The sequence below is a fragment of the Roseovarius sp. ZX-A-9 genome, assembly GCF_028369135.1.
Lineage (GTDB): Bacteria > Pseudomonadota > Alphaproteobacteria > Rhodobacterales > Rhodobacteraceae > Roseovarius.
This window is the reverse complement of record NZ_JAPWHW010000044.1, coordinates 1-12,320: the sequence shown is the minus strand read 5'-3', so window position 1 is coordinate 12,320 and position 12,320 is coordinate 1. Positions and strand designations below refer to the sequence as shown.

At 54.1% G+C, this 12,320-nt stretch carries 8 protein-coding genes; 4 read left to right on the top strand and 4 right to left on the bottom strand.

Going from position 1 to position 12,320, the window contains the following annotated elements:
* Positions 1-291: 291 nt before the first annotated feature.
* Both O3306_RS21910 and O3306_RS21905 read right to left on the bottom strand, forming a co-directional pair.
* Complete coding sequence (locus O3306_RS21910; RefSeq protein WP_272011476.1) at positions 292-3,594, bottom strand: DEAD/DEAH box helicase family protein; 3,303 nt, start codon at positions 3,592-3,594, stop codon at positions 292-294.
* A gap of 865 nt (positions 3,595-4,459) precedes the next feature.
* Positions 4,460-5,419, bottom strand: a complete 960-nt coding sequence (locus O3306_RS21905) for a hypothetical protein (RefSeq protein ID WP_272011474.1) — start codon at positions 5,417-5,419, stop codon at positions 4,460-4,462.
* A gap of 667 nt (positions 5,420-6,086) precedes the next feature.
* Between O3306_RS21905 and O3306_RS21900 the strand changes: the two genes are divergently transcribed.
* Entirely contained in the window at positions 6,087-8,516 is a 2,430-nt protein-coding gene (locus tag O3306_RS21900) for an FAD-dependent oxidoreductase (RefSeq protein ID WP_272011472.1), read from the top strand.
* A 316-nt stretch (positions 8,517-8,832) separates the two neighbouring features.
* Here the strand turns inward: O3306_RS21900 and O3306_RS21895 are convergent, their stop codons facing one another.
* Together O3306_RS21895 and O3306_RS21890 are read right to left on the bottom strand one after the other, a co-directional pair.
* A complete protein-coding gene (locus tag O3306_RS21895) occupies positions 8,833-9,312 on the bottom strand; it encodes a tetratricopeptide repeat protein (protein WP_272011470.1) in 480 nt (159 codons plus the stop codon).
* A gap of 28 nt (positions 9,313-9,340) precedes the next feature.
* Positions 9,341-9,919, bottom strand: coding sequence for a hypothetical protein (locus O3306_RS21890; protein ID WP_272011468.1), 579 nt, complete (start codon positions 9,917-9,919; stop codon positions 9,341-9,343).
* 301 nt (positions 9,920-10,220) lie between these two features.
* Here O3306_RS21890 and O3306_RS21885 point away from each other — a divergent pair, with 301 nt between their 5' ends.
* The 3 genes from O3306_RS21885 to O3306_RS21875 all read left to right on the top strand — a co-directional run bounded on the left by O3306_RS21885 (position 10,221) and on the right by O3306_RS21875 (position 12,182).
* A complete protein-coding gene (locus O3306_RS21885; protein WP_272011466.1) occupies positions 10,221-11,300 on the top strand; it encodes a hypothetical protein in 1,080 nt (359 codons plus the stop codon).
* A complete protein-coding gene (locus O3306_RS21880) occupies positions 11,278-11,469 on the top strand; it encodes a hypothetical protein (RefSeq protein WP_272011464.1) in 192 nt (63 codons plus the stop codon). The genes O3306_RS21885 and O3306_RS21880 overlap by 23 nt, the downstream gene beginning before the upstream one ends.
* Positions 11,470-11,771: 302 nt before the next feature.
* Complete coding sequence (locus O3306_RS21875; protein WP_272011462.1) at positions 11,772-12,182, top strand: GFA family protein; 411 nt, start codon at positions 11,772-11,774, stop codon at positions 12,180-12,182.
* Positions 12,183-12,320: the final 138 nt, after the last annotated feature.

Below are 12,320 nucleotides of genomic sequence, written 5' to 3'. Positions count from 1 at the left end.
GTTAACGAAAACAGGTGGGTCAATTTTACTCGCTCATAACCCACCTAAGTGGGTCAATTTCGCATGCCGATTCACACGCCTGCGTTTCGTAGGAGCCTTGATGCTCGAACACCATCCGGACCGCCCGTGCGCGGACCTCGGGCGAGTAGCGATTTGCCATTTTGCTTTTTGTCATAACCATCATCCTTACTTAAGTTGATGGTCTCCGACAAACTCGGGGCGATTCACAGCGTCTGCATCATGTTCTCTCGCGTGTCAGCCGAAAAGCTTGGTTACGGACATTTTCACCGGTCAATGCTCGCCCGCTCCACCCGAAAAGAAGACCACCGAAACCCGTCGGCCGATCTCCGGTTCATGATCCCTCGACAGAAGCTCTGCTTCCTCTATCACCTTTGACATCTTTCGGTGTACCTCGTCAGCGTGTCGAACGTCATTTTCAAGCTTCTGCAGAATTGCTTGGATCGCGATGTATCCCTTCGGCAGGTCCTCGTAGGCGAAGCTGTCCCGCACCTCTTGTTTGGCTTGCTCCCAGAAGGGATCGAGCAGCCTGCTCCAAGATTCACAGATCATTTCGATGGCGGGGAGGGACAGGTGCCCGAACAGCTCTTGATCATCGTGGTTCTTGTCGCCCCGCTGGCTCATGAACTCAGCGCATGCTTTCATCAAGCTTTCAACGCGTGCCGGGCGTAGGTCCCATTCCGAAAGCACTCCAAGTTGGCTAGAAACGGTCTCAAGCGCGCTTGCCAGATCCTCCTCTGTCATCTTGGTCTGTTCCATGCCCAGACTTCTGGTCCGCTCGTATGCTGACTCAAGGGTCTTGGCGCAGGCCAGCTGACCTCGCTCCAACAATAGGCCAGTCTCAGAAGGACGTAGCAGCAGTAAACGCGGAGGGAAGAAGTTGGTCGGCTTGTCGACGCCCTTCAGATGCAGCGCGGTGAAACTCTCTCTGGCGGACAAGAGAGCCAATTCAGCGCCCCAGGTGCCTTCGATTTTTGCCTTGCTGATGAGCCCGTAACGCTCCGGAGAGATCGTCTCTTTGGTCCGAGCCAGAACGTCGTGGAAGTTGTTGTCTCGCAAGCGCCTGGCCGATCCGAGGTATCTGGTCACGCTTTCCAAAATTACTTCGGTGTCGTCCGAGCCAACCTCCTGCGCAGCGTCAATTAGTTCTTCGCCAGCGAGTGTCCGATAGTTCTCGATGCGGTTGGTCACCTTCTCGTCTGATGCAAACTGACCGACCGGAATATCGACAAGGTGATAGTTCACAACCCCAAATTGACTGTCGATTCGGTCGATGCGCCCCAATCCCTGGATGAGTTCCTTGAGGTTTGAGGTCACCCCAAGCAGAACAAGCGTATCGGCTGACTGTAGGTTGATACCCTCGGCCATCTTGTAGGTTAGGAAGACCGACGCTGGCCCTTCCGGGGCGTTCTTCCCGCCAGGACGAAAGTAGGACTCTACAGACTTGCCGTGCGTGATCCGTCGAAAGCCATCCGGTCCGTTGCCAAAGATGGCCTTCACTGCCCTCTCATCACCCTTCGTCTGGTTGCCAACAACGAAGTTCGTGTGGTGACCGCGGCGTGACAGCGCTTCAGCGAAGATTTCGAGCGTGTCTGTGCGCTCTGCGAGGAAGACAACCCGGTCCATCTGTTGCTGGATGCGGTGACAGGCTTCGTACCGCTTTTCGTCAACCTCGCGTAGCGAACGCGAGTTGAGTTTTTGGGCTAGAGCGTCACACTTCTCGGGTGCCGCCAGCGCGTCGACGCCAAGCAGACCAAACATGTCGGACTGACCTGGGTGCGGCGCTATACGCCCTTTCTTGGAGCCTTGCTCAAATTCCCGCAGCCACTTCCCGATAACGCCGTGGGACATCTCCCAAGCTGCCTGCGCTGCGTTCACTCGAAGTATATTCAGCAAGTTGCGGATATGGAGCTGATCCTGAGTACTCTGCTGCGTCTTGACGTGGCCGAAACGACTTTTCTCTACTGCCGTAACACGCCCGCCGGGCGCGAGGTCATTGCAGAGTGCTACGATTTCGTCGAGGCGTGCCCTCTGAGGTTTCGTGAGCTTCAGCGTTTTGGGTCGCCCATGATTGGCAAGCTTGGGGTAGCCATGCTTGGAGCGATCCTCGTCCTCACCAATGCATCGGCGCTGGCGGCGCGCCAAAAAAGGCGAAATCAGCTCAGAGAGTTCCGTGCGGGCCTGCCGTGAAAGAGCGGTTTCCGGTTCGGATAGGACAGCAAGTGGTGCCTTCTGATCGAAAATGTCAGGCGAGCTTTGCATTTCGCGGTCGAACAGCTCACCCATGGCCTGGATGTAGTCTGGGGTCATGAAGATAGAGGCGCGCTTTTCCTGCATATGGGTAAGCCAGTCGACATCACGATTGCCCAGCAGCGTGGCAGATAAGCAGACATTCCAGCTTGGTGGTGCGAGCTCGACCGCTGCAGCCATCTGGGATGCCTGTTCGAAGCCGGGCGTAACAGTATGGCTTTCGTCGATGATGAGTATGCCGAACTGATCGAGTCTGAGACCGGTCTCGTTGTCGTCGCCAGCTCCTCTCAGGCGCTTCTTTGAAAGACTGGTGTTTGGTATGGCCTCCAAAGAGTTCGTGGAGTGCTTTTCCCAGCTCGGGATGACCTTCGGCGGCGCGATGACAGCCGCGTTCTTCCTGGCGACTCCGTGCACAGGAGAGCGCGGAATGACCCGAGAAAAGGTTTCCGATAAGGCCTCGGCGAGGTGGCATCCGATTTCGGTTTTACCCGAGCCTGTAGGCGCTTCTACGAAGGCGATACCGTTATCGTACGTGATAGAGCAGGCCTCGTAAGTCAGCTCCTGCTGGTATTCATAGAGAGTGTGACCGGTGATCTCTCGGCGACCGCCTGTCAGCCAGGGCTCAAAGCCCTTCTGCTCCGCGATCATGCGCGCCATGGCGTCTTCGGCGGTGGCGGGCTTTATCAGCTTGTCGAGGATCTCGAGCGCTTCAGCAGTCCAGTCGGTCGAAACGTCCCAAATCTGCTCAGCCGCCCTGGTGCGCTCAAGCTGAAGCTCATGCGATCCAGCGTCGAGCCCATCTGCATACTCAATATTGCTGTAGAGCCCTGAGCGAGAGAAGTTCGCCGAGCCCGCCACCGCGCCTATTGGCGAACTCAAAATCTTGGAATGCATCCGACGATCCCCGTTGATCCCCAATCGGGTCTGGGCCAACACAGGGTCAAAGACGCGAAGCTCAATCTTGCGAGTTTGGATCGCCCGCTTTGCAAGCACCGCGAGCAGGTCATCGTCGTCCTCGACCTGCAGGCCGGACTTCTCCAGCCAATAGAGCTTCATTTCTTCAGTCACAGGTCTTGGCTTTACCAACCGTCGAGAGTTCCCCGTATCGATACCGAATGATATCCGAATGCGGATGTCTGGGTCTTTGTCAGGGTCTTTTAGCTCCTTGACCTCTTTCATCAGGACGGCGAGCGAAGAAAGGAAGTCTTGATAGCCAGTCACGATCAGGCAGTCGCCAGACGTGATGTGCGGCCGGTAGAGGTCAATGACAGGTCGGTCGATATTGGTCCCGACCTTGGGCGCAGCCGCGAGGTCGGTCTCGGCCAATTGAGTGGCCTTCGGCTGGTCAATGTTCTGTGGCTTTTGTCGGAGCCAATTCGGAAGCGAAAACAATAGCTAATACCATGTAGAGCGAGTTGCTTAGACTATGGATGGTCTTTCTAGCCTTGGGCAATGAATCTTTTTCGGCCTGCCCTTGCGGCAAATCCCCGATTTCGGTTCCCATGGGGGCAAAACAGCTCGGGGGAGAGGGTGGACCGGGAGCGGCCAAACGCCTCCCAACTGCACGGCCCGTGCTTGGGGTGGGGTGTGCCGGGTTTGACCGGTTTGCTGGCCTTAACCCCAACCAACTTGGCAAGCCGTAGCCAACCTGTTGTTCAGCCCGCCGACTCTGGGTTCTAACATTCGGAAGAGGTGGCAGGGTTGGACGCGGCGGTCCCTACTAGTAGGGGATTAGTAGGGGATGTACGTCAAACGTTCTCGTGCGTCGTCCGGCACCGTCCAAGGTCGAGACGGGAATTCGTCAAGCAATCATAATGAGTTATACGACTTCAGGCGGCTCTGGCCGGTTACGTCCAACACATGGACGGCAAAATTCGTAATGATGGGGTCGTAGGTTCGAGTCCTATCACCGGCACCACAATACTCATTTAAGATGTTGTTTTTTATAAATTTTTACAACTTAACCCAAACTTCTATCCACCCGCCAATCCACCCATCCGCATCCATGGCGGGACGTGTGACCCTTTCGGAGTTCTTTCCGCCATTCAGGAAGGATTCCTAAGATCTTGGCAATTACTGAGTCTCCGCTCCATCACATTGAAAATAGGCGCGCGCCGTCATCCGGAAGACCATACAGCGAGATACCAAGGGAGCAGGTACGTGGTCGATAGGGTAGGTATGAGGATCCGGTTCACATGGCTTGCATCAAGACAGGTGTTGTATCCAGCTCTTCAGTCACCTGTTCTACAGCTGGTATCCTGTCAAGGATCTCTGCTGCTCTTTGGCCAATGTCGCCAATTTCGTCATCGGCTTGCCGCAAGGCACCTACCATTGCGGTCAACGCATCTGATACCGAGGCTCGGACGCCACCCTTCATTGGAAGTGACTGAATATGCCTCTGGAATTGTTTGACTGACCTCTCCAGGTCTTCCCTGGCTCTCCTCAGCCGCATATGAAGCGTAAGAACCTCTGCCAGGTTAGCATCCAGCTGCTGTGCTTTGTAAACTTCAGGCTCGACCCTGTCGGGCTGATAATGGTCTTTCTGCTGCTTCGGAGCCAAGTTCAGGTTCTTAGTCCGTAAAAAGCGCCGCAACTCTGACTGGAGTGCGATACCGATTTGTCTTGGTCCAGTGAGAAAACGGCCTCCATGGCGTTTTTCGATCTCATCCCGATGCCTTTTGCAAAGTTCCTTTGCATGCTTGGTTGTCGAGATCCACGTCTCTTCACCACGGGACTTCGTGATCTTTTTGTACTTGGGGGTATAGAAGACATCGACTACGTGCTGACTGAGTTCATCCCGATCAAGGCGTGCGGCGAAGACTGCGTCACCACCGTGATTGACGTTGATGAACTCCACCGCGAATTTGAGCATCCTTTGCTGGTTGGCCTCGGTCACTTTGAGCTGCTTGGGAAACTGTATCAGGGCATGCATAACCGGCCGCTTGAGACCTGAATTTTTCCGACAGCCGGAGACGTGTCTGTGGAACGCGTCTCGGAGATCCAGAGAGCCGTAGACCAGCGGAGGTTGATCCCGGACGCTTCGCAAATTCGAAGTCTTGTCCAACCGCTTTCCATGGGCTTCCATGGCGCCAATGGTTTTGGGGCCAGAGCCCCCTAACGATAATGAGTTTACACGAATTGATGCTTTCATGAGGCCATCCTCCTAACGAGGAAATGGCGATTGGGATGCAAAAGGCAAAAACCCGCTTTCCCTTTTTGTATTGAAACCTCGCGTGGAGCCACAGTTGGCTGACGCGCAATTAGACCTCAAAGGGAAAATTTATTGGGTTCATCCGACCCACTGAAAACGAACGCTATGTTCTGAATGGGCTTGCCCGATGGTCAGGGTTCAAGCAATTATATCTGCAGCTATAACGACAACTCTTAGCTGTCCGCGCCATCTCACACGTCGCAAGTTCATAGGTTCCAAATCGACCAGCGCCAGTTCAGCGGCCACACTGTTGGGATGGAGCGCTGAAGATTTCGGCCCTGAGCGGATGAGGTGGGTGGCTCCTGCTCCACCGGCATCGAATGTGCCAAAATGCAGTTATCAAAAGCTGCAGGAACGGAGCCACCCACAGATGCCTTTGGCCAGCTTGTCTGTCTCTGCGGCACAGCGTCACCAGACCGGCCGTGCGTTCATCGTGCAGCATTGTAGATGGCCAGATGACGGCAGTGCGAGACAAAGTGTGCATCTACATCCGCTTCACCAATGTCCGCTATGTGTGTAAGTTCTCATCATGGCGGATGATACTTGACGATTACATCTTTGGGACGTTTGGTGAACGCGATGTACCTTCACACGGCAGAGAAATAAAATGAAAACCCATGCAAAAATCGTGATCGTTGGTGGCGGATGTGTTGGTGCGTCTATTCTGTATGGTTTGACCAAGCATGATTGTACCGACGTCGTCATGCTGGAACGCTCTCAACTGACGGCAGGATCGACTTGGCATGCGGCTGGGTTACTTGTGACGTTTGCGCGGTCTTTGAATATCTCGAAAATGACCATGGAAACGATCCGCATTTACCGCGATGTTGAAGAAAAACTTGGGACCTCTGTTGGTCTTCGCCAAGTCGGCCAATTGCGCGTCGCCAATACTCAAAAGCGTTGGGACGAGTTCCAAAGCTATATGTCGATTGCTGAAGCCGCAGGCGTGCCGTGTCGCTTGCTCACGCCCGCCGAGGTCGCAGAGGCGCATCCGCTTTTGGTGCAACACGACGATATCCGTGGCGGCATTTTGCACGAAAAAGACGGCTATATTAATCCCGCAGACATCACGATGGGTATGGCCAAGTTAGCCCGCGATAAGGGGGCTAAGATTTATCAAAACACCGAAGCGACTGCCTATGAAAAGCTGCCGAATGGCACATGGCGCGTCACGACCAATCAAGGAAACATTACCTGCGACCACCTGATCTTTGCCACAGGCAATTATGCCCGCGAGAATGCGCGCCGCGTGGGATTGGATTTGCCGTGCATACCGATTGTGCATCAATACTGGACGACTGAAACCCTTCCAGAACTCGTAGACCGCCGCAAAGCGGGGCTGCCAGAATATCCTATCCTGCGGGACGAAGATTATGGTGCCTACCTGCGCGAAGACGTCGGCGGTTTTCAGTTTGGGCCATATGAATTTGCCAAAGACCTCAAGCTTTTTGCAGAAGACCGGGTGCCGCCGACGTTCGGTGCCGATCTTTTGCCAGAAGACTTTGAAGCCGTCGAAACCCAGTGGGAGCGCGCGTTAGAACGCGTTCCTGCATTGGGTGAGGTCGGCATCAAATCGAACACGCGCGGCCCCTTCCAAATGACCCCTGATGAACTGCCGCTGTGTGGCCCCGCACCGGGATTTGAGAACCTCTGGCTGGCTGAAGGAGTGCCAGGCGGCATCCTTTGGGGCGGTACAATGGGTGAGCGGTTGGCGCGTTGGATTGTCTACGGTAACCCTGGCATCGACATGTCTGAAATCGATCCGCGCCGGTTTGGGGACTATGCCTCAAAACGTTGGACAATCGACAAGTTGCGTGGGACGTGGGGGACGCACATGGATGCGCGCACGCCTGGCGAAGATTTGCCTTTTGCACGGCCTATGAAAACCACTCCATCTTATGATCTGCTAACGGCCCACGGCGCGGTTTGGACGACATTAAACGGCTATGAATTCCCACGCTGGTTCGCGCCCACGCCAGACTTAGCGGTTCCTGAGCACAGTTTTCGCCGTACCGAGCATATGAAATATGTGCAAGGCGAGGTGCAAACCACCCGAAAAAATGCAGGCTTCATCGAAATGTCGCCGATGACCAAATTTGCCGTGCGTGGCACACGAGCCGCTGAGTGGCTGGATGGCATCATGGTCAACAAGTTGCCGAAAATTGGGCGCATGACGCTTTCAATGGTTTGCAATGAACAAGGCGGGATCGACGCTGAATACACCATCGTACGCTACGCCGAGAATGACTTCTATCTCGTCAGTACGCCTACGGGTCAGGTTTATAACTGGGATCAACTCTCGCGGCTCTTGCCAGAGGATGGCTCCGTTGTGCTTGAGGATATCTCAGAGGGATTGGGGGTCATCGCGCTCGCGGGGCCAAATTCGCGGAACATTTTGCAACCGCTGACGGACAACGATTTGTCGAAAGAAGCCTTCCCTTGGTTGTCCTCCCAGATGGGCGAAGTCGGCTATGCTAAGGGCGTCCACATGTTGCGCGTCAGCTATACCGGAGAGCTGGGATGGGAACTGCATCATCCCATCGCCTACAACCGTCATCTGGTGGATCTGTTGCTAAGAGCAGGTGTTCGACCCTTTGGCTTAGAGGCGTTGGAATCGATGCGGCTGGAGAAATCGTACCGCGCCATCAACCGGGAATTGTGCAAAGATATAACACCGTTTGAGGCGGGCTTGGATCGTTTTGTTGCCTTAGAGGGTCGCTCATTTATTGGTCGCGACGCCCTTCTTAAACAAAAAGAAGCCGCCGATCATCAGATTTTGGTGACCCTAAAGCTCCCCGGAGCGGATACCTCTGTGATCGCTGATGAGGGTGTCTACAAGGACGGCACACTGATCGGACGCGTGACCTCGGGCGGATTTTCGTACTTCTGCAACCACGACATTGCCATGGTATTGGTCCCTCGTGATTTGGCGGCGGAGGGGACGCAGTTGCAAGTAAAAGTCCACAACGAGATGCGCCAAGGCCGCGTCGTCGATGTCTGCTTGTATGATCCGACCAGCGCCAAAGCGCGGGCATAAAAATGAATTGAGCCTTTCTAAGGGAATTGATGGATAGTGGGCATTCGTTCATCCCGCAGTATAGGCTAAAGTGGGCTCAAAGCCGACTTGCGGCGATGCAGCAGCACATCCGCAACGAAATCACACGGGATCCCGGTTGTTCCGATGACTGCTGTCAGCCCGAAACGAACATGGCGACCGCCACCGGACGGCCGATGACGTCTATGCAGGTCGGGCGGAGAGGAGCCCTTCGCTGCGGGTGCGACCTATTCGTGTCAAAGGTGAAGAAGCGGACATTCAGAGTTGGTTTGGTGGTGCGCTGGCTGGCTTGATAGGGCTAAAAATATCCATCTCGCCACTCACGGCTTTGGCGTTCTATTTCGGGGAGGCCTTCGCGGATGGCATGCGCTTCCCTTTGCGCCTTCAGCCCTTCATCCTTGCGGCCCAATTTGATCAAGATCGCTCCGATTTTGCCATGACTGCGGGCGATGTTTTCTTGCCCGACGGTGGTTTTGGGAATTCTATCTTCAAGGCGCTCTTGGATCGCAAGGCAGTCGCGAAAGACCTGCAAAGCCTCTTCATACAGGCCTTGTTTGAACAAGATGGTGCCGATGCGATCATGGCTGACACAGAGGAAGCCGCGCCAATGCTCGTTTTCAGGGTCTTGCCTTAAATGGCCTTCCGCCAAGTCGCGCGCGTCATAAGAGGTGCGCAAGGCCTCTTCAAATCGGTTCGCCTCCAATAGCGCTTTGCCGCGCTTGTTGAGGCCGTGGAACAGATCATGCTGGCGTCGTATGTTCTCGGGTTTTTGCGCCAAAGCATAGAGTCCTGCATGAAGAGGTCAGCTACCCGTTTGGGAGCCAGTTATCGACAAGGGCCTTATAGCCATATTCGGAGTCCGCGAGCACCATATTTCCCAAATCCTCATCCGCCTCACCCTGCAAAGTCATATTTGAGGAAATCCCCCAATCTCTCGCAAATTTCCAAAGCTCGGCTACGGGAAGCAGTATCGTGTAAATGCGCCCCGTTGAGGAGCGCTCGAAAGAGACATCATGTCTGTCTACTTTGAAAACCCACCGGTCGAATGCGCGATTGGGGTGAGGTTGCCTATATAGGTCTGAAAACGCAACGGAAATCGTTTCGCCCTGATAGCCGCTTGCCCCTTCAAACGAAATCTGAAAGCTGATGATCGCAGCCTCGTTCCGCTTGTGCGGAAACCTCATGGTCAGCGTCATTTCGTTTATGCGGTCGTGGTGGGTCACGAGGCAGTATTTACGCCTGTCAGATGGCCTGACACGCTGGATGTCCAAATAGTAACGGTCCCTGTCATCGGCCCCAAACAGCCTGGTCTTTGAAACCGCCGGAGCCGTAGAAGGGGCTTCCAAAGCCATTGCTTCGATTTCCTCAGGCGTTTTTTGTGCCATATTCATATTGCTCCGAGCTGTTCACATCCCATGACGATGTGAAAGGGCGGAAACCTAATGCAAAAGCGTCAGGGTGCAAGGATATCCCGCGCAGTGCTGGAAACGGGCTGACTGAGCATAGAAAACCTCCGCGCCTACCGCTGGAAGCACGCTGGGGGAGAAGGGCGGGAACCGGCCATTCGCTGCGGTCGCAAACCGATCAAGGCGCGCCATTCAAAGCCGACATCCATAGGTGTGGCAATTGCGGCAAAAGCTCTTTATCTGTTCTTGAGGTACAGGATCACGCAAGGAGTCGTCGTCTATGGAAGTATCCCAAGTTGTTCAGTTGTCCGAATGGTTGGACGAAAATCTAAAAGATGTAACTCCAAAATTGTCGGTCTTGGTAGACGTTTTACAGAATAATTCTCAACAACCGAGCCAGCAACCTGTGACTGAGCCTCTTAAAGATTTGTCGCGGGCTTTAGCAGGTATGCAAACATCTGAACTTTCGGCACTACAGATAGGTGTATTGGAAAAAATGGATGTCGCCAAGTTAGTTGGCAAGCAAGGTAAGGCTTGGATTAATCGTCGTGTCCGGGCCATGACCTACGATCCAGCAACAACTTTCCAATCTGTGCAAGAGGGCCAACAAAAACTCGAAGAGGCGCAACGGCTGCTAAGAGAATTTAAGTCCTCAGCAAGTAACGTTGGTTTTGAGGATGCCGACGAAGTAGATGCACCAACACCTTATGTGTTCAACGTGATCTTCCAAGAAGACGCTGCTATCAAGAATGTAAGGGATTGGAAAAAGACCGCTAACGATTGGGAACTGATCATCGGGGGAGTTACTGCCGTCGCAGGCGAGAAGCCAGAAGATGTTGCGGTTGTGGGAGCTCAAAAAGGATCCATCATCTACACTCTAAGCGCGACGCCTCTCGTCACTAAAATCTTGGCGACAGTATCCAAGCATATCGCCAGCATTGCGAATGACTACTTGGACTTTGAGTTGAAGCGCGAAGAGCTTCGGCGCTCCCAGATGATGTCTGAGGCAATTGAGAGCGACCTAAAGCGACAAGAAGGCGAACGCCGTGCGACAGGCAAAGCCCACATATTGGATGCAATCAAGGAAATCGTACCCGATGCGATGCCAGAGAATATCGCCAAACTTGAAAAGGCGGTAGATCGGCATATCAAGTTTTCAGAGGAAGGTGGTGACGTTGATTTTGTTTTGCCGCCCGAACTTGATCAAGAAGCTGACGATTATGACGAAGACCTTGCGCAGACGGTGAATGATGTGCGGGAGTTGATTCAAGATTATCGCTCAGAGGTTCAAAAAACGAAACTTTTGACATACGTTGAAGATGAAGATGAAGATGAAGATGAAGATGAAGATGATGTTTGAAATCAAAAGAATGGCAAACATTAAGTCCCCCGACGCGGCCGAAGCCGTCTTCTTTGAAGTTTGGGACGTTATCGACGTGGAAGGCGAAGAGCGTGTTCACCGAAACCATGATCGGGCGTTCAAGACAGAAGCTGAGGCGCAAGCTTGGATTGATCGCCGGGGCGATTGAACGGGTAACAGCTTTGGCCTGAGACCGAAATGTCCGCGTTGCGTAAGTCAGAGCTACCGAAAATTTTGCTCGTGCAGCGAACGGCAGCAATGTCGGCGGCAATTTCGGCATCTTTAAGGATGGAGGAAGGTCCGCTCAGGGCCGTGAACGACGAAAGGCATGATTTTCGATCCGCTGATGCTCTGCGACGCCGAGACTGTCTCTCTTTTAGCCCATTTTGACCCGGATCCAACACGCGGATACAAGGGAACAATGAAATGCGTTCGACTGGCGGCAGGGCTTGCCGGTCGCGAGGAGTGTGAATGGACAACAATCCGACCACGGGACAATGCCTTTGTGGCGCTGTGAAATTCCGCATATCAGGAGAGTTCGAGAGCTTTTTCCTGTGCCACTGCTCCCGCTGCCGCAAGGACAGCGGTTCGGCCCATTCGGCAAACCTGTTTTCGTCCACTGCCAAAATCACCTGGGTGTCAGGTGAGGCAAACATCAAGACGTTTCATCTCCCTGGTTCACGCCACATGAAGAGCTTTTGCTTCAACTGCGGATCCGCACTGCCTATTTCCCAGCCGGAGGTCGGTTTTCTTGCGGTGCCCGCAGGCTCGCTTGACAGCCCAATCGACATTCGACCCAACGCGCATATCTGCTGTTCCAGTCGCGCAAACTGGGACGAAGCCCTGGCCTCCATCGAAAGAATCGACGGACTTCCCGGCTGAACGGTCGCGCCGATGATGCATCTCAGACAACTGCCAGACGATAAGGACGCGACTATCGGCGTCGTCCTGTGTGGATGGCTCCTTTTTTGCAAGTCCTATTTGTGCTGGCGTTTTGTCAGAAGCAGTCTTGTGTTCGGC

Excerpts from the sequence above, each read along its gene's own strand:
- O3306_RS21900 (WP_272011472.1), top strand. The coding sequence starts at position 6,087 with ATGAAAACCCATGCAAAAATCGTGATCGTTGGTGGCGGATGTGTTGGT.
- O3306_RS21885 (WP_272011466.1), top strand. The coding sequence starts at position 10,221 with ATGGAAGTATCCCAAGTTGTTCAGTTGTCCGAATGGTTGGACGAAAAT.
- O3306_RS21880 (WP_272011464.1), top strand. The coding sequence starts at position 11,278 with ATGAAGATGAAGATGATGTTTGAAATCAAAAGAATGGCAAACATTAAG.
- O3306_RS21875 (WP_272011462.1), top strand. The coding sequence starts at position 11,772 with ATGGACAACAATCCGACCACGGGACAATGCCTTTGTGGCGCTGTGAAA.
- O3306_RS21905 (WP_272011474.1), bottom strand. The coding sequence starts at position 5,419 with ATGAAAGCATCAATTCGTGTAAACTCATTATCGTTAGGGGGCTCTGGC.
- O3306_RS21890 (WP_272011468.1), bottom strand. The coding sequence starts at position 9,919 with ATGGCACAAAAAACGCCTGAGGAAATCGAAGCAATGGCTTTGGAAGCC.